The 19,651-nt window shown below is 61.4% G+C and carries 20 protein-coding genes; 9 read left to right on the top strand and 11 right to left on the bottom strand.

Translation table 11 applies throughout. The annotated features are described in order from the left end of the window. The first annotated feature begins 13 nt into the window (after positions 1-13). On the top strand, positions 14-469 hold the full coding sequence (locus M1D99_RS28500) for a YiiD C-terminal domain-containing protein (protein WP_186707286.1): 456 nt from the start codon (positions 14-16) through the stop codon (positions 467-469). Between the two features lie 214 nt (positions 470-683). On the opposite strand, the gene cysQ is transcribed toward M1D99_RS28500, so the two are convergent. Both cysQ and nudE read right to left on the bottom strand, forming a co-directional pair. Continuing rightward, on the bottom strand, positions 684-1,511 hold the full coding sequence (gene cysQ, locus M1D99_RS28505; RefSeq protein ID WP_458131150.1) for a 3'(2'),5'-bisphosphate nucleotidase CysQ: 828 nt from the start codon (positions 1,509-1,511) through the stop codon (positions 684-686). Next, positions 1,508-2,074, bottom strand: coding sequence for an ADP compounds hydrolase NudE (gene nudE / locus M1D99_RS28510; RefSeq protein ID WP_186707288.1), 567 nt, complete (start codon positions 2,072-2,074; stop codon positions 1,508-1,510). The genes cysQ and nudE overlap by 4 nt, the downstream gene beginning before the upstream one ends. Positions 2,075-2,162: 88 nt before the next feature. Between nudE and yrfG the strand changes: the two genes are divergently transcribed. After that, the gene (gene yrfG / locus M1D99_RS28515; protein ID WP_186707289.1) at positions 2,163-2,825 is read left to right on the top strand and encodes a GMP/IMP nucleotidase; all 663 of its coding nucleotides are present in this window, start codon (positions 2,163-2,165) and stop codon (positions 2,823-2,825) included. 107 nt (positions 2,826-2,932) lie between these two features. Here the strand turns inward: yrfG and lysM are convergent, their stop codons facing one another. Next, a complete protein-coding gene (gene lysM / locus M1D99_RS28520) occupies positions 2,933-3,373 on the bottom strand; it encodes a peptidoglycan-binding protein LysM (RefSeq protein ID WP_186707290.1) in 441 nt (146 codons plus the stop codon). Between the two features lie 133 nt (positions 3,374-3,506). Between lysM and M1D99_RS28525 the strand changes: the two genes are divergently transcribed. The 4 genes from M1D99_RS28525 (at position 3,507) to M1D99_RS28540 (ending at position 8,518) form a co-directional block, all read left to right on the top strand. Beyond that, entirely contained in the window at positions 3,507-4,394 is an 888-nt protein-coding gene (locus tag M1D99_RS28525; protein ID WP_186707291.1) for a LysR family transcriptional regulator, read from the top strand. Positions 4,395-4,487: 93 nt separating this feature from the next. Beyond that, entirely contained in the window at positions 4,488-5,327 is an 840-nt protein-coding gene (gene fdhD, locus M1D99_RS28530; RefSeq protein ID WP_434573038.1) for a formate dehydrogenase accessory sulfurtransferase FdhD, read from the top strand. Further along, the gene (locus M1D99_RS28535; protein WP_458131151.1) at positions 5,324-7,672 is read left to right on the top strand and encodes an FdhF/YdeP family oxidoreductase; all 2,349 of its coding nucleotides are present in this window, start codon (positions 5,324-5,326) and stop codon (positions 7,670-7,672) included. The genes fdhD and M1D99_RS28535 overlap by 4 nt, the downstream gene beginning before the upstream one ends. 360 nt (positions 7,673-8,032) lie before the next feature. Continuing rightward, the gene (locus M1D99_RS28540; protein ID WP_053181061.1) at positions 8,033-8,518 is read left to right on the top strand and encodes a glycine zipper domain-containing protein; all 486 of its coding nucleotides are present in this window, start codon (positions 8,033-8,035) and stop codon (positions 8,516-8,518) included. 84 nt (positions 8,519-8,602) lie between these two features. Here M1D99_RS28540 and M1D99_RS28545 read toward each other — a convergent pair whose 3' ends face one another. The 4 genes from M1D99_RS28545 to M1D99_RS28560 form a co-directional block, all read right to left on the bottom strand. Continuing rightward, positions 8,603-9,022, bottom strand: a complete 420-nt coding sequence (locus tag M1D99_RS28545) for an acyl-CoA thioesterase (RefSeq protein ID WP_458131152.1) — start codon at positions 9,020-9,022, stop codon at positions 8,603-8,605. Positions 9,023-9,064: 42 nt separating this feature from the next. Then, the gene (locus M1D99_RS28550; RefSeq protein WP_458131153.1) at positions 9,065-10,291 is read right to left on the bottom strand and encodes a 3-hydroxyacyl-CoA dehydrogenase NAD-binding domain-containing protein; all 1,227 of its coding nucleotides are present in this window, start codon (positions 10,289-10,291) and stop codon (positions 9,065-9,067) included. 109 nt (positions 10,292-10,400) lie between these two features. Then, a complete protein-coding gene (locus tag M1D99_RS28555) occupies positions 10,401-12,329 on the bottom strand; it encodes a RecQ family ATP-dependent DNA helicase (protein ID WP_458131154.1) in 1,929 nt (642 codons plus the stop codon). 195 nt (positions 12,330-12,524) lie between these two features. Next, the gene (locus tag M1D99_RS28560) at positions 12,525-12,779 is read right to left on the bottom strand and encodes a hypothetical protein (RefSeq protein ID WP_458131155.1); all 255 of its coding nucleotides are present in this window, start codon (positions 12,777-12,779) and stop codon (positions 12,525-12,527) included. On the opposite strand from M1D99_RS28560, the gene M1D99_RS28565 reads away from it, so the two are divergent. After that, positions 12,778-13,131, top strand: a complete 354-nt coding sequence (locus tag M1D99_RS28565) for a DUF1493 family protein (RefSeq protein WP_458131156.1) — start codon at positions 12,778-12,780, stop codon at positions 13,129-13,131. The two genes, M1D99_RS28560 and M1D99_RS28565, sit on opposite strands and share 2 nt — an antisense overlap. 77 nt (positions 13,132-13,208) lie before the next feature. Here M1D99_RS28565 and M1D99_RS28570 read toward each other — a convergent pair whose 3' ends face one another. From M1D99_RS28570 to M1D99_RS28580, 3 genes are all read right to left on the bottom strand, one after another. Then, positions 13,209-14,753, bottom strand: a complete 1,545-nt coding sequence (locus M1D99_RS28570; protein ID WP_458131157.1) for a phosphoenolpyruvate carboxykinase — start codon at positions 14,751-14,753, stop codon at positions 13,209-13,211. A 178-nt stretch (positions 14,754-14,931) separates the two neighbouring features. Beyond that, a complete protein-coding gene (gene hslO, locus M1D99_RS28575) occupies positions 14,932-15,834 on the bottom strand; it encodes an Hsp33 family molecular chaperone HslO (protein WP_458131158.1) in 903 nt (300 codons plus the stop codon). 244 nt (positions 15,835-16,078) lie between these two features. After that, positions 16,079-16,483, bottom strand: a complete 405-nt coding sequence (locus M1D99_RS28580) for an RNA-binding S4 domain-containing protein (protein ID WP_060739670.1) — start codon at positions 16,481-16,483, stop codon at positions 16,079-16,081. 237 nt (positions 16,484-16,720) lie between these two features. On the opposite strand from M1D99_RS28580, the gene rimB reads away from it, so the two are divergent. Both rimB and rimK read left to right on the top strand, forming a co-directional pair. Then, complete coding sequence (gene rimB / locus M1D99_RS28585) at positions 16,721-17,203, top strand: retropepsin-like aspartic endopeptidase RimB (RefSeq protein ID WP_458131159.1); 483 nt, start codon at positions 16,721-16,723, stop codon at positions 17,201-17,203. After that, positions 17,200-18,105 carry a 30S ribosomal protein S6--L-glutamate ligase gene (gene rimK, locus M1D99_RS28590; RefSeq protein ID WP_053117324.1) on the top strand — a complete coding sequence of 302 codons (906 nt, stop codon included), beginning with the start codon at positions 17,200-17,202 and terminating at the stop codon, positions 18,103-18,105. Before rimB ends, rimK begins: the two co-directional genes overlap by 4 nt. Before the next feature lie 165 nt (positions 18,106-18,270). Here the strand turns inward: rimK and M1D99_RS28595 are convergent, their stop codons facing one another. Next, complete coding sequence (locus M1D99_RS28595) at positions 18,271-19,584, bottom strand: ATP-binding protein (protein WP_186707303.1); 1,314 nt, start codon at positions 19,582-19,584, stop codon at positions 18,271-18,273. Positions 19,585-19,651 lie beyond the last annotated feature (67 nt).

A 19,651-nucleotide genomic window follows, 5' to 3' on the forward strand; every position in this document is an offset into this window, starting at 1 on the left:
AAGAGGCCCCGCAATGAACCGCGACAGCCGTTACCTGGAATCGATCCTGCACCACGATATCCCCTTGACCCGGGACATGGGCCTCAAGGTGCTCGATTGGCAGGCCCGGCAACTGCGCCTGTCCTTGCCGCTGGCGGCCAACGTCAACCACAAGAGCACCATGTTCGGCGGTAGCCTGTACTGCGGCGCCGTACTCGGTGGCTGGGGCTGGCTGCACCTGGCCCTGCGCGAGGAAGGCATTGAAGACGGGCATATCGTGATTCAAGAAGGGCAGATCAGTTATCCGTTGCCGGTGACCCGCGATGCGGCCGTTGTCTGCCAAGCGCCTGAGGAAAAGCTCTGGAAACGCTTCCTGGCCACCTACCGGCGTTACGGACGGGCGCGGCTGGCCTTGCAGACCCAGGTGATGAACAGCGGGAGCGAGGACGTGGCGGTACAGTTCGAGGGGCAATACGTGTTGCACCGCTGAAACAGCACATGGCTTGGATTGTAGGGGTGGGTAGCCCCTGTGACCTGGATTGGAGGGTGGGGTAGCCCCTGTGGTGAGGGAGCTTGCTCCCGCTCGGTTGCGCAGCAACCGCCAAAGCAGGGGCTGCTTCGCAACCCAGCGGGAGCAAGCTCCCTCGCCACAAAAAGCACTCTTGCCAGACAAAAAGCTTTTGCCACAAGAATCCGATAGGGGTTCAGGAACGAGCAAGCTCCAACACCTTTGCACGCCACGCCGCTTTCGCCGGCAACGCCAGGAACGACGCATTCAACAGCGACTCACGCGGTGGATAACAGAACGGCTCGCCGCTCAAATCCAGCACCGCGCCTCCCGCACCTTCCAATACCCCCTGGGCGGCGGCGGTGTCCCACTGGGAGGTTGGCGCCAACCGTGGATAACAATCCGCCGCGCCTTCGGCCACCAGGCAAAACTTCAACGAGCTGCCAATACTGGTCAGTTGCAATTCGCCCAGGCTCGCGCTCAAACCATTGAGTAGGCGCTCCTGCTCCGGGCTGGTGTGCCGGCGACTGGCGACCACGGTGAACGCCTCGCCCGGCGCCACTGCGTCACGTACCGCGATAGGCAAAGGTACGCCCCCCTTGTCACCACGCCAGGCACCCAGCCCGGCGCCACCCACGTAGAAACGACCATTGGTGGGCATCGACACCACGCCGAACACCACACGCCCCTGCTCTACCAAGGCGATGTTGACGGTGAATTCCTCGCTGCCGGAAATGAATTCCTTGGTGCCGTCCAACGGGTCCACCAACCACCAGCGTTGCCAGCCGGCCCGCACGCTTTGCGCAATATCGGCGTCTTCTTCGGAAAGGATTGGAATGTCCGGGGCCAGCGCCGCCAGCCCGGCCACGATCACATCATGGGCCGCCATGTCGGCAGCGGTCACCGGCGACTCGTCGGCCTTGTGGTTGACCAACACGTTGGCGCGCCAGAACGGCAGGATCGCCTCGCCGGCCTTGAGCGCCAGCTCGACCACCGGGGCCATCAGCGAATGAGGAAATGTCATGACAGGAATGCTCCACGCTGGGCCAGCAGGTCACGGGCCAAGTACAGCGCCGCCAAGGCCCGGCCCTCGGTGAATTGCGGGTTTTGCGCCAGGGCCGACAGCTCGTGCAGGTTGACCTTGTCCACGCGCATCGGCTCGGGCTCGTCGCCCTCCAGGCGCTCTTCATACAAATCGGTCGCCAGCACCACTTGGATCTTCTGGCTCATGTAGCCGGGGGACAGCGACAACTCGGTCAGATGTTCCAACTGTCGCGCCCCGAAACCGGCCTCTTCCTTGAGCTCCCGCTCGGCCGCCGCCAGTACATCTTCCCCTGGCTCGATCAAGCCCTTGGGCAGGGACAACTCGTAAGCATCGGTGCCACCGCAATACTCTTCCACCAGCACCGCATGGTCGGCGTCGAGCATCGCCACGATCATCACCGCGCCGTAGCCCGCCCCTTTGCTCGCCAGACGCTCATAAGTGCGCTCCACACCGTTGGAAAACCGCAATTTCAGTTCTTCCACACAGAACAGGCGGCTGGTAGCGACGATCCGGCGATCGAGTATGGTGGGTTTCTGGCGCATAAACGGCTCCCTGGGCGATAGCGGGCTACTATACCCGGCCTATTCTGATTGTTTGTGTCGGATATCCGATGACCGCTGGAGAAGTTTTATGGCCTTGCTGCCCTGGCATGAGATCGATACGGTTCTGCTGGACATGGACGGCACCCTGCTGGACCTGCATTACGACAACCACTTCTGGCTCGAACACCTGCCCCAGCGCTACGCCGACCTGCATGGTGTGAGCCGGGCGATGGCCGAGATGGAGCTGCAGCCATTGTTCGAGCGCAACGCCGGCCAGTTGCAATGGTATTGCCTGGATTTCTGGAGCGCCGAGCTGAAACTGCCGGTGCGCGAACTGAAGTTGGAAACCGCCCACCTGATCGCCTTGCGCCCGGACGCCGATACGTTCCTGGCCGCGATTCAGCGCGCCGGCAAACGCGTGGTGATGATCACCAACGCTCACCGCGATTCGTTGTCGCTGAAGCTCGAACGCATCGAACTGGCTCCCTACTTCGAGCGTTTGATCAGCTCCCACGACTACGGCTTCCCCAAGGAAAATCCGCAGTTCTGGGACGCATTGCAAGCCGACCTGAACTTCGACCCGGCCCGCAGCCTGTTCATCGACGACACCCTCCCGGTGTTGCGCAGCGCCCGGGATTTCGGCGTGGCGCACCTGCTGGCGGTCAGCGAGCCGGACAGTCGCAAGGGGCCGAAGGATACGGGGGAGTTCGAGGCGGTGACGGATTATCGGGAGTTGATCGAAGGGCTTTGACAGGATCAGTGTGGCGAGGGAGCTTGCTCCCGCTCGGCTGCGCAGCAGACGCATTGGGGCCGCTTCGCAGCCCAGCGGGAGCAAGCTCCCTCGCCACAAGGGACCAGTTATTCAGGGATACGCAGCACCTGCCCCGGATAGATCTTGTCCGGATGCGACAGCATCGGCTTGTTGGCCTCGAAGATCTTGTTGTACTTGTTCGCGTCGCCGTACTCGGCCTTGGAGATGGCGCTGAGGGTGTCCCCCTTCTTCACAGTCACGAAACGCGCCGCTTGTGCCACTGGGCCAGTCACGGTGATCTGGTCGTCTACGCTACCGACACCGGCGATATTACCCACCGCCAACAGGATTTTTTCCTTCTCTTCCTGGCTCGCCACTTCACCTGTGACGATGACTTTGTCGCCCTCGATGGTCGCCTGTACATTCGGATTACCCAGGCCGACCTTTGCAATGTGCTCTTTCAGTTGTTCGCTGGCATTGGCGTTACCGGGGGTCAGCAGGTCGATCAGCTTTTCACCGGCTTCCTTCACAAAGCTAAAGATACTCATGGCACATGCTCCTTGATTTAAGTGTCCAGACGCAAAGACTAGACCAGGCGAGACGAACCCGGTTCCCAGCCGACCAATGACCCCGCCACGCGCAAGCGCTAGAATCCGAATCTTCCCGCGCCCTGGAGCGAAGATGGACATCAAGCAGCTGAAATTTCTCATCGCGCTGGACGAAACCCGTCACTTCGGCCAAGCCGCCGCACGTTGCCATATCACCCAGCCGACGTTGTCGATGCGCCTGCGCAGCCTTGAAGAAGAACTCGACTTGCCATTGGTCAACCGCGGCCAGCGCTTTGAAGGTTTTACCGCGCCGGGGGAACGGGTGCTGGCCTGGGCACGCACGGTGCTGGCGGCTTATGACGGGCTGCAGGCCGAAGCAGCGGCCTGCCGCGGCAACCTGGTGGGTACGCTGCGCCTGGGCGTGGTGCCGTTGTCGGACTTCGACCCGCTGGCGATGATGCAGCGCTTGCACACCGAACACCCCAGCCTGCGTTTCGAATTGTCGTCCCTGAGTTCCGAACGCATCCTCGAACAGTTGGCGAACAACCGCATCGACCTGGGCATTTCCTACTTGGAGCGGCTGGACAATGAACGCTTCGAGGCCCTGCCCTTCAGCCCCACCCGCATGGGCTTGCTTTACGACCAGCGGTATTTCTTTTTCGGTGAACAACCGCTGAGCTGGGAAGCGTTGATCGAACTGCCGCTGGGCATGCTCACCAGCGGCATGCATTTTCGCCAGTCCATTGATCACAATTTCCACAGCCGGGGTCTGACGCCCCAACCGCTGTTGCAAACCGACGCGGTGCATCAATTGTTACAAGCTGTGCATGGGGGCTTGTGTTGCGCGGTGATGCCCCTGGACAGCGGCCTTAATGTCCTGACCGAAGACTTGCGCATCCAGCCCATTGAAAACGCCCAGACGTTGGTTTCGCTGGGCCTGATCATGCGGCGCGGTGCCCCCCGCTCGGCGTTGGCCGAGGCCTGTTTTGCCCTCTATCAGAAATCAGCGACGACTTCTTGATCGACGTCATCTATTGGAAGATCAGTAATAGCGATTAGACGTGGCAGATTGCCGCATTTAGTCTTAGCACTATTCCTACTTTCAGTGATGCCTATGAACGACAAGCCTCCGGTCAGTCCAGCGCCTGCGATGGAAACATCCGCGCCGGCCGCCAGCCAGAGCTATCGCTACTGCAATCTGGACCACGCCCAATCGGACAGCACCGCGCTGGCCGAGGAAGTGGCGCTGGCGATTGCCTATAACGGCATTAGCCAGGCGGTCATGCTGGTCACGCCCACCGACCTTGAAGACTTCATCGTCGGCTTCAGCCTCGGCAGCGGCATCATTGAAGACTCATCGGACATCTACGACCTGCAACTGAGCGGCACCGGTGCCGCGCACTACGCCCAGGTAACCATCGCCAACCGCGCCTTCTGGAACCTCAAGCAGCAACGCCGGCAGTTAGCGGGCACCAGTGGCTGCGGGTTGTGCGGTGTGGAAGCGGTGGAACAGGCCTTGCCCAACCTCAAGGTGCTGCCCGGCGCGCCCTTGCCTGCCGCGCAATGGCTCGATGGCCTGCGTGACCGTATCGGTCAGTTCCAGCCCTTGGGCCAACATTGCGGCGCGGTGCATGCAGCCTTGTTCATGAATGCCCAGGGTGAGTTGCTCCTGGGCCGCGAAGACATTGGTCGGCACAACGCCCTCGACAAACTGATCGGCGCGCTGATCCGGCAACAAATCCCGGTGGCCGGTGGCGTGGCGATCGTCACCAGCCGTTGCAGCCTCGAACTGATCCAGAAAGTACTGCGCGCCGGCATCCAGACCCTGGTCAGCCTGTCGTCGCCCACGGGCCTCGCCGTGCAATGGGCCCGTCAACACAACCTCAACCTCATCCACCTGCCGCAAAAAAGTGCGCCGCGGGTCTACAGCCCTGCGATGGAGAAACAAGCGTGAGCAATCATCAACAAGCCGACCAGAAACCCGTACCACGCTACAAGCCCTACAAGGGCCCGGCCGGTGGTTGGGGTGCGCTGATCAGTGTCGCTCAGGCCTGGTTGACCAGCGACAACGCGCTGAAGAACATCCGCATGATGCTCAAGACCAACCAGAACGGCGGTTTTGACTGCCCAGGTTGTGCCTGGGGCGACTCGCCGGAAAGCGGCATGGTCAAGTTCTGCGAGAACGGCGCCAAGGCCGTGAACTGGGAGGCTACCAAGCGCCGTGTCGATGCCGCATTTTTCGCCAGACACAGCGTGACCTCGCTGCTGGAACAGAGCGACTACTGGCTCGAATACCAAGGTCGCCTGACCGAGCCAATGCGCTACGACGCCGAAACCGACCGCTACAAGCCCATCAGTTGGGAAGCGGCGTTCGCCCTGGTTGGCAAGCACCTGCAGGGGCTGTCCAGCCCCAACCAGGCCGAGTTCTACACCTCGGGCCGGGCCAGCAACGAAGCGGCCTATTTGTATCAACTGTTCGTACGCGCCTATGGCACCAACAATTTCCCTGACTGCTCGAACATGTGCCACGAGGCCAGCGGCGTAGCGCTGGCCCAGAGCGTGGGCGTGGGCAAGGGCACAGTGACGTTCGACGACTTCGAGCACGCCGACGCGATTTTCGTCTGGGGCCAGAACCCTGGCACCAATCATCCGCGAATGCTCGAACCACTGCGCGAGGCGGTGAAGCGCGGCGCCCAAGTGATCTGCATCAACCCGCTCAAGGAGCGTGGCCTGGAGCGCTTCCAGCATCCGCAGAGCCCGATCGAAATGCTCACCAACGGCAATAAGCCGACCAACACCGCGTATTTCCGCCCGGCCCTGGGTGGTGACATGGCGATCTTGCGCGGCATGGCGAAGTTCCTGCTGCAATGGGAGCGGGAGGCGCAGGACAGCGGTGCGCCGGCCGTGTTCGACCACGCGTTCCTCAACGAACACAGTGCCAACGTGCTGGATTACCTGGCGGCGGTCGACGATACACCGTGGGCGCAGATCGTCGAGCAATCGGGCCTGACCCTGGTCGAAATCGAACAGGCGGCGCGCATGTACGCCAGAAGCAAGAACGTGATCATGTGCTGGGCGATGGGCATCACCCAGCACCGTCACTCGGTGGCGACCATCCAGGAAATCGCCAACGTGATGATGCTGCGCGGCAACATTGGCCGGCCAGGCGCAGGCCTGTGCCCGGTCCGCGGCCACAGCAACGTGCAGGGCGACCGGACCATGGGCATCAACGAACGTCCGCCAGTGGCGTTCCTCGACACGCTGGAGCGGCGCTTCCAGTTCAAGGTTCCGCGTGAGAACGGCCACAACGTGGTCGAGGCGATCCACGCCATGGCCGACGGCCAGGCGAAAGTGTTCATCGCCCTGGGCGGCAACTTCGCCCAAGCCACGCCGGACAGCCACCGCACCTTCCAGGCCCTGGCCAATTGCGATCTGACAGTGCAGATCAGCACCAAGCTCAACCGCAGCCACCTGGCCCACGGCAAGGACGCGCTGATCCTGCCGTGCCTGGGCCGCACCGACATCGACCTGCAGACCGAAGGGGCGCAAGCGGTGACCGTGGAGGACTCCTTCAGCATGGTGCATGCCTCCATGGGTCAGTTGCAGCCGCTGTCGAACCAGATGCGCTCGGAACCGTGGATCGTCGCCGGTATCGCCGCCGCCACGCTGGGTAGCCGCCCGGTGGATTGGAACTGGCTGGTGGCCGACTACAGCCGCATTCGCGACCTGATCGCCGAGACCGTCCCCGGCTTCAAGGACTTCAACGAAAAGCTGAAGAACCCCGGCGGATTCTACCTGGGCAACAGCGCCGGCTCGCGACGCTGGAACACCCCGTCGGGCCGCGCCAACTTCAAGCCGAACCGGTTGCCGACCGACCTCGTGCATGAGCGCACCCGTGCCACCGGCCAGTTGCCCGACCTGATCATGCAGTCCATGCGTTCCCACGATCAGTACAACACCACCATTTACGGCCTCGACGACCGCTATCGCGGTGTAAAGGGCCAGCGCGACGTGTTGTTCGTCAACGAAGCGGACATCATTCGCCTGGGCTTCAAGCCGGGGCAGAAAGCTGACATCGTCTCGCTCTGGGAAGACGGTCGCGAGCGTCGGGTCAAGGGGTTTACCTTGCTGGCGTTCGACATTCCGGCCGGGCAGGCTGCGGCCTACTACCCTGAAGTGAACCCGCTGGTACCGCTGGAAAGCACCGGTGATGGCAGCCATACGCCGACGTCGAAATTCGTCGCGATCCGCCTGGAAGCGGCGAGTAAGAACGGACTGATCCTGGCCAAGTCGGCTTGATACAACCTTTTGGATCATGGTGGTCGTGTGGCGAGGGAGCTTGCTCCCGCTGGGCTGCGTAGCAGCCCCTTCCATCCATTCACCTGAAACGCCGAGATGCTAAGCTTCAGGGCCGCTTCGCGCCCCAACGGGAGCAAGCTCCCTCGCCACAAACGACTTTTCGAACGGGCACAAAAAAGGCCGTTCCCCATGGAAAACGGCCTGTCTCAAGTAGCTAAAGACCGGCCAATTCACCTTAAGTTCCCACCGAAAAACAATAACTTAGAGAATTGTGCACAAGTCGTGCTACTCGTCGGATTTCGATTGTAAGCAAGCGAAGCCAGCCTCAGGATCGCGCCGTCATCCCTTTGAGGCTCCTCTATGAAGTTCTCCTCCATTCTCTTGTTGTCCCTTAGCCTGGCCAGTGGCATCGCTTCCGCCGGTGGTACTGCCGAAGCAGGTGTGGGCGGCGCATTAGGCGGGGTTTTGGGTTCGGTCGTCGGCCAGTCCCTGGGCGGCAATACCGGTTCCACTATCGGCGCGGCGCTGGGCGGTGCAGGCGGTAGTGCAGTCGGTGCAGACAGACACAGCCGCGGCGAAGCGGCAATCGGCGGCGCGCTGGGTGCGGCCGGCGGCAACGTGGTCGGCCGTAGCGTCGGCGGCAGCACCGGCAGCCTGATCGGTGCGGCAGCGGGCGGTGGCGCCGGTGGCGCCCTGGGTAACTACATGGGCAAGGACGATGACGATGACCGCCGTTATGACGGCCGCCGTGGCGACCGCCGCTACTACCGTGACGGCCATCCGGGTCGCGGCCATGCCTATGGACATCGCAAGCACAAGCATAAACATCGTTATTACGACGATTGATCGCTGGCTTTGATATCCGCCGGTAAAAGATCGCAGCCTTTGGCAGCTCTTCACAGAGCCTGACCGGAGGCTGCGATTTTCGTTTCAGATCACCAAACGCTCCATCGCCCCACGCAGCCGATCCGGAATCGCCACCGGCCGATTCGATGCCCGATCCACGAATACGTGGACAAAACGCCCCGCCGCGCAGGCCTCTTCCTCGCCGGCCTTGAACACCGCCAGCTCGTACTGCACCGAACTGCTGCCCAACTTGCCGACCCGCAGGCCGATTTCAATCCGGTCTGGAAAGGCGATCGAGGCAAAGTAGTCGCAGGCCGAACTCACCACGAACCCCACCACCTCTCCGTCATGGATATCCAGGCCACCGACCTCGATCAGATAGGTATTCACGGCGGTATCGAAGAAGCTGTAGTAAGTGACGTTGTTGACGTGACCGTACACATCGTTATCGTGCCAACGCGTGGTGATGGGTTGCAAGTGTGGGTATTCGCTACGTTGGGGCATTAAGTGCTCTTCATGGTTGTTCAATGACTTCAGGATGACGGCCTACCGGCTCGCGAACCCCTTGCCCTGCGCCGCCAGTTCGCCGATCAGGCGCGCGGGCTGCCACTGGTCGCCCTGCTTCGTTTCGAGCTCCAGCAGGCGCTCGTGGATAGCTTCCAGCCCCTGCCCGTCGGCCCAGGCCATCGGCCCGCCCTTGTCCGCGGGAAAGCCGTAGCCATTGAGATAGACCAGGTCGATGTCGTGGGCCGACTCGGCAATGCCTTCCTGCAGGATCTTCGCCCCCTCGTTGACCAGCGCCAGCAAGCAGCGCTCAAGGATTTCCTCCGGGCCGACCTCGCGGCGCTGGAACCCCAGCGCTTCGCTGACCCGCAGCACCAGCGCATCGACGTCGACGTCATGCTCGGCCTGTCGGCTGCCCGGCTCGTAATGATAGTACCCATTGCCGCTTTTCTGGCCGAACCGCCCCAGTTCACACAAACGGTTGTCCACCTGCACCTCAGGCGCGTCCTGGCCTTTACCCGCCAGCTCACGGGCACGCCATTCCAGGTCGATGCCGACCACGTCGTACATGCGGAACGGCCCCATGGCGAAGCCGAAGCCTTGCAACGCCGCATCCACCTGGTAGGGGAACGCCCCCTCCAGCAGCATCTTGCGCGCTTCCAGCACATACGGGTGAAGCATCCGGTTACCGATGAAACCATGGCAGTTGCCCGATATCACGCTGACCTTGCCCATGCGCTTGCCCAGCACCAAGGCCGCGTCCAGAACCGCTTTGGAGGTTTGCGCACCGCGGACGATTTCCAGCAGCTTCATGATGTGCGCCGGGCTGAAGAAATGCAGGCCCAGGACTTGGGCTGGCCTGCGAGTGACAGCGGCGATGGCATCGATGTCCAGTGCCGACGTATTGCTCGCCAGGATCGCCTCGGGCTTCAGCAGGCCGTCCAGCTCGCGAAAGATAGTCTGCTTGAGCTCCAGGTTTTCGTAGACCGCCTCGATCACCAGGTCCACGTCGCGGATCGCCGCGTAATCCTGTGCCCGCGTCACCCGGGCGATCCGCGCATCCGCCTCACCCTGGTCGATACGGCCCTGGCGCACGCCATGGGCGTAGGTCTCGGCTACGGCGGCCAACGCTTGCTCGAGCATTTGCGGATTGTTGTCGACCCATTGCACCGCCACGCCGGCATTGGCCAGGCACATCACGATGCCCCGACCCATGGTGCCTGCACCGACCACCGCGGCGCGCTGAATATCGAAGGGTGTCTGGCTCATGTCTGCTCTCTTGTTTTGGCGATCCGAAGACAGCCTTCACCTTAGTCAGCCAACGAATGTTTTTGAAATTTATTCGTGTGATGAGGGGCATTCAGCGGATGGATGCAGCTCACAGGTGCGCTTGGGCCCACTGGCGAACTTCAGCGTATGGATAGGTTTCCAATGCGGCATATCCATGGATCTTCCGTGCCTTCAAACGGGTGAACAGCGGCACGCTGATTCCGCACAGGAACCGGGTGAGGCGCTCGGCAGACGGCACGCTGCCGCTGTGCTGCTCATGCTTGTGGATAAAATCGCCACACAGCGCCTCGAAATTTTTATCCACAAGCGCCGGCAACACGGGCGGCTCCGGCAGGCGAGCAACATGCCCATGGCACACCGAACAATGACCGCACTGGCGGGGCGCATTGTCGTCGCCGAAGTACTCCGCCAAGCGATGCCCCAGACAACGGTCAGTGGCAAACAATTGGAGCATGGCGTGGATCCGCGCGATCTCACCGTGTTCGTGCCGGGTGAAGTAGGCGTGTAGCTCGGCGCTTAAGACCTGCGCATCCAGATCCGCTTCCAGCACGCTGTACACCTCGGTCATCTGTTTGCTTTCCAGCTCGATCCAGCCCTTTTCCTGGAAATAATCCAGCGCCTTCACCACCCGATTACGCTCGGCGCGATACTGCTGGTACATCCCGTCAAAATCCACCGTGGCCCAACTCCGGGCGCGACTGGAGGTTTGGATGATGGCCGCGACGAAGTCCCGTCGCTCGCCTTCGAAGCGCTCCAGCAGCTCGTGCGGCTCGGTCAGGAACTTGAAGCGATACTCCGCGAAATAGGCATAACGCGGCGCGATCAGCCGGCGCAATTCCAACTGGACCAGCAGCGTCTTGAGCGGCAGTTGCCGGATGTTGCTCTGGTCCGCCAGCGGTCCCAACAAGAATTCCCACTGCCCGTCGGCTGCCGCGGCCTTCAATTCATCGAGCACGCAACGAATGCCGGTAAGCTCCGGCGTATCGCCATACACGAAGTTTTCCAGCACGTTGAGGCTGTCGCGGTTGGCCAGCACCAGGCAATCGGAGGGCTTCCCGTCCCGTCCGGCGCGGCCGATCTCCTGGCTGTAGTTTTCGATGGACTTGGGCAAGTCGAAATGCACGACGTTGCGGATATCACTCTTGTCGATGCCCATGCCAAAGGCGATGGTCGCGACGATGCAATTGGATTGGCCGCCCATGAATCGCCGCTGGATGGTTTCGCGCTGTTCATGAGGCAAACCGGCGTGATAGGCCTCGGCCTGGATACCGTGCCGCCCCAAGTGCTCAGCGATCTGCTCGGCGGTTCGCTGCAAGGTGACGTAGACGATGCTCGGCTGCCCGGCACGCTCGCCCAACCACTGCACCAGTCGCGCGCGCTTGTCGGCACCGCGCACGGGCTCGACCAGCAGATTGAGGTTCGGTCGGTAGAAACCGGTCGTCACCACATCGACGGCAGCGATGGCGAATTTCGCCTGCATATCGGCGATGACCTTGGGTGTCGCGGTGGCCGTCAGCAGCAATACCTGGGGAATATTGAACTGGTGCTGGTAATCGGGAAGCTTGAGGTAATCAGGTCGGAAGTTATGCCCCCATTCCGAAATGCAGTGGGCCTCGTCCACCACCAACAACGAGATCGGCACCTGCTGGAGGAAATTGCGAAAGCGCTCGTTCTTCAGGCGCTCCACGGAAACCATCAGGATCTTCAACTCACCTGAACGGGCCCGCGCCATGGCGTCGTTGGCTTCGTCACGGCTCTGGGCCGAATCGATGCTGGCCGCCGCGATGCCGTGGCGCTGGAGGAACGCCAACTGGTCCTGCATCAACGCCAGCAACGGTGAGACCACCAGCGTCAGGTGCGGCAAGAGCAGGGCCGACAATTGATAACACAGGGACTTGCCCGATCCGGTGGGAAAGATGGCCGCCGCCGACCGACCGGCCAGTACGGCACCGATGACCGCCTCCTGACCGGGACGAAACTGTGGATAACCGAAAACCTCTTCCAGGGTGCTGTGCATGCGCGGTCGCTCCTTTGACTGCTGCGATGCCCAAAGCCTAGCGGGACAATGCGGCGAGTCGAGAAAAGGTCGGGGTCGAATCGATACGGGATGATACAGCCTGAATGGTCGCGACGCGGATCGACTCAAGAGGCAACGCAAGCGCGAAGACGTTTGATAACTGACCGTTTGAGCTTGGCGTTCAGTCATAAGACGTTAAATAAAGATCCAGCCCCTGCGGAAACTCAATGAGGCCAATCGTTCAATTTCAGGCACCTGCTCTGCAGCAGCGCTGGCAGCAGCACCAAGGGAAACCGGCATAGTCCGATCCAGGGCAAACGTGCCGAAGCTTGCCGGCAACGACCCGCCGATGTTCTTAAGCTGATCTTTCTTCTTTTTCCAATGGCCAGCGATTCCCCCTAAACTTTCCCTCCAGACGAACACACGCCAACGCCCCGGAAACCTCGCCATGCACCTCGCCCCAGACTTCCCTGACGATCACATCATGCGCCAGCTCATGGAGCTGCTCCACGAAGAAATCGGCCTGCCTGAACGCAAGACGATTCGCCTGGACACCGCGATCAATCTCGACTGGGGTTGTGACGGCGCGGACGCTCGGCATCTGATGGAAGCAGTGGAGGAACGATTCGCCATCGAGTTCATCGACTACGACGCCTATCGCTATTTCCAGCCTGAAGGATTCGATGTGTTTCAAAAGCGCAGGGCCAAGGGCCGGGGGAACAAGCTGCCATTGACCATCGGCATGCTTTACAAGGCGATCAAGGCACAGCGATGGGATACGCGGGAAGTGGAAGAGGCCTAGCTGATCGGGGTGCCTCGAATAACCATGCATAAAAAAACCGCCCATTGAAGGGCGGTTTTTTATTCACCAACCAAGCCTTACAGCTGTGGACCTGCCGCCTTGATCGCGTCGCTCACGTCGAACTTCTTGAAGTTCTCGGTGAACAGACCGGCCAATGCCTTGGCGGCTTCGTCGTAGGCGGCTTTGTCGGCCCAGGTGTTGCGTGGGTTCAACAGGCCAGTCTCGACGCCTGGAACTGCCAGCGGCACGTCCAGGTTGATGATGTCCAGGTGTTCGGTTTCAGCACCGATCAGCGCGCCGCTCTGGATCGCTGCGATCACAGCACGGGTGGTCGGGATGTTGAAGCGCTTGCCGACGCCGTAGCCACCACCGGTCCAACCGGTGTTGACCAGGTAGACCTTGGAGCCGAAACCGCGGATGCGCTTGATCAGCAGCTCAGCGTATTCACCGGCTGGACGCGGGAAGAACGGGGCGCCGAAGCAGGTGGAGAAAGTCGACTTGATGCCGCTGCCCGAACCCATTTCGGTCGAGCCCACCAGTGCGGTGTAGCCGGACAGGAAGTGGTAGGCGGCTTGTTCTTCGCTGAGGATCGACACCGGCGGCAAAACGCCGGTCAGGTCGCAGGTCAGGAAGATCACGGCATTTGGCTCGCCACCGAGGTTTTTCGGTGCGCGTTTTTCGATCAGCTCACGCGGGTAGGCGGCGCGGCTGTTCTGGGTCAGGCTGTCGTCGGCGTAGTCGGCTTTCTTGGTGACGGGGTCCAGAACGACGTTTTCCAGTACGGCACCGTGCTGGATGGCTTTCCAGATGACCGGCTCGTTCTTCTCGGACAGGTCGATGCACTTGGCATAGCAACCGCCCTCGATGTTGAAGACCACGCCCACGCCCCAGCCGTGCTCGTCGTCACCGATCAGGTAACGGCTTTCATCGGCGGACAGGGTGGTCTTGCCGGTGCCCGACAAGCCGAAGAACAGGGTCACATCGCCCTCTTCGCCCATGTTCGCGGCGCAGTGCATCGGCAGCACGTCAACAGCCGGCAGCAGGAAGTTCTGCACGGAGAACAGGGCTTTTTTCATCTCACCGGCGTAGCGCATGCCGGCGATCAGCACTTTCTTGGCCGCAAAGTTGATGATCACGGTGCCGTCGGAGTTGGTGCCGTCGCGCTCAGGCTCGCAAACGAAATTCGGCGCGTTGAGGATCTGCCATTCGTCCTTGCCACCGGCGTTGTACTGCTCGGGGTTGATGAACAGGCAACGGCCGAACAGGTTGTGCCACGCCGTCTCGGTGGTCATCTTGACCGGCAGGTAGTGCGCAGGATCGGAGCCTACATGCACATGGGATACAAAACGCTCGCGCTCGCCCAGGTAGGCTTCAACGCGGCTCCACAGGGCATCGAACTTGTCGGCCGGGAACTTGCGGTTGATCGGGCCCCAGGCGATGGCGTCCTGGGTGGTTGGCTCTTCCACAATGAAACGGTCGACTGGCGAGCGACCGGTACGATGACCGGTACGGACAACCAGCGCGCCAGTATCGGCAAGCTCGCCTTCACCGCGATTCAGGGCTTCTTTGACCAGATCATCGACACTCAGATCGGTGTACACGGCGTTATTGGCTTGCGTCATGAGATTCCCCGTCGGCCCGTGGCCGAGTGCTCCAAACGTTTTGTAGTAGGAAGTCGCGCACTACTACCCGAAAAAAGTGGGCCGGATTATGCCAGAAAACCCCAAAAAGAGTAGGGCCCTCCCGTCAGTACGGCGTAAATCCGGCGTTTGCCAGGAGATTTACCTGCGCTGAACCGTTTTAGTGTCGAGTATCTGACGGTGTGTCGACACCCGCACCGGCGAACAATTGAGCGATGTCCGCCGCGTCGAACAGGTAGCGTTCGTTGCAGAACTGGCAGTCGACTTCGATGGCGCCGCCATGCTCGATCACCAGTTGCTGCGCATCTTCCAGACCCAGACTGACCAGCGCATTGCCGGAACGTTCACGAGAGCAACTGCATTGGAAGCGCAACGGCTGGCCGTCGAACAAGCGTACCTGCTCCTCGTGGTAGAGGCGATGCAGCACCGTTTCGTTGTCCAGGCCCAGTAGCTCATCGGCGCTCAAGGTGCTGGCCAGAGCGGTAATGTGCTGCCAGCTAGCATTACGTTCTTCCGGGTCACGCAGGCGATCGGCAGGCAGCTGTTGCAGCAGCAAACCACGCGCGCGCCGCCCGTCGGCGTAGAGCCAAAAGCGGGTATTGGTCTGCTGGGACATGACGAAGTAGTTGGTGAAGCATTCAGCCAGGGTCGCCCCGTCCAGATCGACGATGCCCTGGTAACGCTGGCCTTGGGTCGGATCGACCGTCAGGGCCAGCACGCCGTTGGGCATCATGTCGGCCAGGGTGGCGTCGGGCGCGATCTGTTCGGCGTCATACCGGGCCAGGCCACGGATCTCACGCTCGCTGGAGCATTCGATCATCAGCAGCGGGACCGGACCTTCGGAGCGCGCCTGGAGAATCAGCAAGCCATCGAACTTCAAGGTGCCCACCAGCAACGCTGCGGCCGCCATCAGCTCGCCGAGCATTTGTGCGACCGGCTCCGGATACGGGTGCTTGGCGAGGACTTCGGCGTAGCTACGCTCCAACGCCACCAGCTCGCCACGGGCGTCGCTGTCATCGAAGATGAAACGCTGGGTGTAGTCGGTATCCGGTAAATCAGTCATAGGGTCTGGTATCTGAAGTGATGACAAATGATGGCAGGCATTTTAGGGGCATTCAGGGTGGGTTCCAAGCAAGGCTTGGGTTTGCCTGACGGGAAGGGACTGACGCCCATCTGAATGTGTAGGCTGACACATTGTGGCGAGGGAGCTTGCTCCCGCTCGGTTGCGCAGCGACCGCAAGATTTCGGGGCCGCTGCGCAGCCCAGCGGGAGCAAGCTCCCTCGCCACGGCTGACATGACCGGCGTTTTATTCGTTGTTGCTGCCATGAAACTTGAACAGGTCCCGGCGCTGCTTCTTGCTCGGTTTGCCGTCGGTGCTGACCCCCAGGGCGCCGGCCTTGCGTTGCGCGGCGGCGGCTTCGCGCTTGGCGATGCTGGCTTCGGTTTCACGATACAGCGCCTGTGCTTCAGGCGCGCCGCGCCGCACGATCGACAGGGCCTCGACCACCACGGTCTTTTCATCGAACCCGGTGCGGATGACAAACTCATCGCCGATACGTGGCTCCTTGCCCGGCTTGCAACGTTCTCCCCGGTGATGGACCTTGCCGCTTTCGATGGCGGTCTTGGCCAGGGCCCGCGTCTTGTAGAATCGCGCCGCCCATAACCATTTATCGAGACGGACCTTGTCGTCCTCTTCCTTTTTTTGTGCCACTGCCATTCCTCTTTTCTGCCAATAGCCGGAACTGTACTACCGTTTTTGTCGGGCGCACGAATCCGGCCCGACGGATAGAATGCCCGTCAAACCGACGCCGTACGCATCGCTGGGGTCGGAATCGGTTACAAGCACAAACAAGTGCGTAGATAACTGTCGCCATTTTGTGATTATTCTGCGTGAATACCGCGATTCGCGGAGTCCACGATCCGATGTGCCAATTTCAGGTTGTTCTTATTGAAGACTTTTGACCATCTGACCGTCGTCGGTCTGCGCGAATGGGTGGCGCTCCCGGACCTGGGAGTCGCGGGCCTGCGGGCAAAAATCGACACCGGGGCCAGCACCTCCAGCCTGCATGCCACTGACATCGAACCCTTCGAGCGCGATGGCGAAAAGTGGGTACGCTTCACCGCGCACCTCGGCACGGTGGTGCAGTTGCGCCATCGCCGCTGCGAAGCCCCCTTGGTGGCGCGCAAGACCATCAAGAGTTCCAACGGCCACGCTCAGGTCCGCTACGTGATCAGCACCACGTTGGCGCTGGGCGACCGGATCTGGCGGGTCGAGTTCACCCTGGCCTGCCGCAAATCCATGCGATATCGCCTGTTACTGGGTTCCAAAGCCTTGATCGACGGCCAACTGGTGGTCAATCCGGGTAGCAAATACGTTCAAGACAAGCCGGCATTCCCGGTGTCCACTACCTCTGCCACAGGTGTTGCATGAAGATCGCTGTGCTGTCGCGTAATCCGCGTCTGTATTCCACCCGTCGCCTGGTCGAAGCAGGGACCGAACGTGGCCATGAAATGGTGGTGATCGATACCCTGCGCGCCTACATGAACATCGCCAGCCACAAGCCGCAGATCCATTACCGTGGCAAACCGCTGGAAGGGTTCGACGCGGTGATCCCGCGGATCGGCGCATCCGTGACGTTCTATGGCTGCGCGGTGTTGCGCCAGTTCGAAATGATGGGGGTGTTTCCCCTCAACGAGTCGGTAGCCATCGCCCGTTCCCGGGACAAATTGCGCTCGTTGCAGCTGCTGTCACGGCGTGGGATCGGCCTGCCGGTCACCGGTTTTGCCCACTCCCCCGACGATATTCCCGACCTGATTGCGATGGTCAACGGCGCACCGCTGGTGATCAAGGTGCTGGAAGGCACCCAGGGCATCGGCGTGGTCCTGTGTGAGACCGCGACGGCGGCGGAGTCGGTGATCGAAGCGTTCATGGGCCTGAAGCAGAACATCATGGTCCAGGAATACATCAAGGAAGCCGGGGGCGCAGACATTCGCTGCTTCGTGGTCGGCGACAAAGTGATTGCCTCGATGAAACGCCAGGCCAAGCCCGGTGAGTTCCGCTCCAACCTGCATCGCGGCGGCAGCGCCAGCCTGATCAAGATCACGCCGGAAGAGCGCATGACCGCCCTGCGGGCCGCAAAGGTCATGGGCCTGGCCGTGGCCGGCGTGGATATCCTGCGCTCCAATCATGGGCCGCTGGTGATGGAGGTCAATTCCTCGCCGGGCCTGGAAGGCATCGAGACCACCACGAACAAGAACGTGGCGGGAATCATCATTGAGCACCTGGAAAAGAATGGCGGGCCGAACATGACCCGGACCAAGGGTAAGGGTTAATTCAACACAAACCCCTGCGGGAGCTAGCTTTTGTGGGAGCCGAGCTTGCTCGCGATAGCGGTGTGTCAGTCAAGATCAACTTTACTGATCCACCGCTATCGCGAGCAAGCTCGGCTCCCACAGGACTCGCTCCCACAGCGTCTCTGTCTTGCTTGAGAGAGATCGCTACACCGCATCCCGAGGCAGCATCAAGCCCAACGGCAACCGCACCCGAGCTTCCAATCCACCACCGGCGCGGTTGCGCAGCTCGACGTTGCCGCCGTGCATCGAGGCGATGCGCTTGACGATGGCCAGGCCCAGCCCCGTGCCCTTCCCCCCACGGGCGCGATCGCCCCGGGTGAAGGGGTTGAAGATGGCTTCCAGCTCCGAGGGATCGATGCCGGCGCCACGGTCCATGACGCTCAGCACCACGTAGGGCGCGCTGGTGTCGCCGGAGACATAGGCCGCGACTTCGACGCCAGCACCGGCATGGTTCAGGGCATTGCCGATCAGGTTGTTCAGCAAACGCTTCATCGACACCCGGCGTAATGGAAACGGCTGGATCGGTTCCAGGCGCAACTGCACTTTCTCGTCGTTCTGGTTATAGGGCGCGACCACTTCCCGCACCAACTCGCTGAGGTCCACCTCTTCCACGGACTCATCACGCCCGTCGCGAATGAACGCCAGGAACTGGTCGAGAATCGCGTCCATATCCTCGATATCGCGGACCATCTCGTCGGTCAGGTCGGTGTGCTCACCCATCAACTCCAGCGACAGCCGCAGCCGGGTCAGCGGCGTACGCAGGTCGTGGGAGACGCCCGCAAGCATCAATTCGCGCTCGCGCCCGGCCTGTTCCACATCCTCGGCCATCTGGTTGAAGGCACGGTAGACCTCAGTCATCTCGCTGGGCGTATCGCTGATCGGCAGCCGCACGCTGCGCCCCTGGCCCAGTTGCCGAGCGGCGTAGACCAGGCGCTTCAACGGTTGGTTGAGCTGGCTGACGAAGATCCACGCCGACGCGGTCGACAGCAGGCCGATAGCCAGGAACCAGCCGAGCACGTTCCAGATTTTCTGACCGCGCAGCGGATGCGGATACAGCGGCACCTTCAGCCAGCCATCTCCCAGGCTCGGGGCTCGCACCCAAAGCGCCGGCGGCGAATGCATGCGCAATCGCACCTCGGTGTCGGCGCCCAGTTCGGCCTGCATCTGGCGTTGATAAATCTCGCTGTACGGCCAGTGCTGCTCGCCCACCGGCACGCCGGCACCGACGACGCGGATCAGCGTCGCCGCCTCGGCGATTTTCGCCCGGTTGGTTTCGTCCGCCGCCCAATAAGCCCGCAGGGTCAGAGCAACACCATGGCTGTACTGCCGATCCACGAGCACGTCTTCGTTCATCAGCAGGTACACCAACGTCAGTGCCTTGGAGAAGAGCACGACGATCAGCACCAGCCAGAGGGTGCGGGAGAAGAAACTCTGGGGGAACCACACGGGGGTTTTCATGAATAACCGCTACACACTTGCAGGAGCGAGCGATGCTCGCACAATGACAGACCGCGAGTCGCCTGGA

Source organism: Pseudomonas sp. R3-41, from assembly GCF_054161485.1.

Bases quoted from the DNA above. Each gene is read 5' to 3' on its own strand.
- M1D99_RS28500 (WP_186707286.1), top strand. From the start codon at position 14: ATGAACCGCGACAGCCGTTACCTGGAATCGATCCTGCACCACGATATC.
- cysQ (WP_458131150.1), bottom strand. From the start codon at position 1,511: ATGACATTTCCTCATTCGCTGATGGCCCCGGTGGTCGAGCTGGCGCTC.
- nudE (WP_186707288.1), bottom strand. From the start codon at position 2,074: ATGCGCCAGAAACCCACCATACTCGATCGCCGGATCGTCGCTACCAGC.
- yrfG (WP_186707289.1), top strand. From the start codon at position 2,163: ATGGCCTTGCTGCCCTGGCATGAGATCGATACGGTTCTGCTGGACATG.
- lysM (WP_186707290.1), bottom strand. From the start codon at position 3,373: ATGAGTATCTTTAGCTTTGTGAAGGAAGCCGGTGAAAAGCTGATCGAC.
- M1D99_RS28525 (WP_186707291.1), top strand. From the start codon at position 3,507: ATGGACATCAAGCAGCTGAAATTTCTCATCGCGCTGGACGAAACCCGT.
- fdhD (WP_434573038.1), top strand. From the start codon at position 4,488: ATGAACGACAAGCCTCCGGTCAGTCCAGCGCCTGCGATGGAAACATCC.
- M1D99_RS28540 (WP_053181061.1), top strand. From the start codon at position 8,033: ATGAAGTTCTCCTCCATTCTCTTGTTGTCCCTTAGCCTGGCCAGTGGC.
- M1D99_RS28545 (WP_458131152.1), bottom strand. From the start codon at position 9,022: ATGCCCCAACGTAGCGAATACCCACACTTGCAACCCATCACCACGCGT.
- M1D99_RS28550 (WP_458131153.1), bottom strand. From the start codon at position 10,291: ATGAGCCAGACACCCTTCGATATTCAGCGCGCCGCGGTGGTCGGTGCA.
- M1D99_RS28555 (WP_458131154.1), bottom strand. From the start codon at position 12,329: ATGCACAGCACCCTGGAAGAGGTTTTCGGTTATCCACAGTTTCGTCCC.
- M1D99_RS28565 (WP_458131156.1), top strand. From the start codon at position 12,778: ATGCACCTCGCCCCAGACTTCCCTGACGATCACATCATGCGCCAGCTC.
- M1D99_RS28560 (WP_458131155.1), bottom strand. From the start codon at position 12,779: ATGGCGAGGTTTCCGGGGCGTTGGCGTGTGTTCGTCTGGAGGGAAAGT.
- M1D99_RS28570 (WP_458131157.1), bottom strand. From the start codon at position 14,753: ATGACGCAAGCCAATAACGCCGTGTACACCGATCTGAGTGTCGATGAT.
- hslO (WP_458131158.1), bottom strand. From the start codon at position 15,834: ATGACTGATTTACCGGATACCGACTACACCCAGCGTTTCATCTTCGAT.
- rimK (WP_053117324.1), top strand. From the start codon at position 17,200: ATGAAGATCGCTGTGCTGTCGCGTAATCCGCGTCTGTATTCCACCCGT.
- M1D99_RS28595 (WP_186707303.1), bottom strand. From the start codon at position 19,584: ATGAAAACCCCCGTGTGGTTCCCCCAGAGTTTCTTCTCCCGCACCCTC.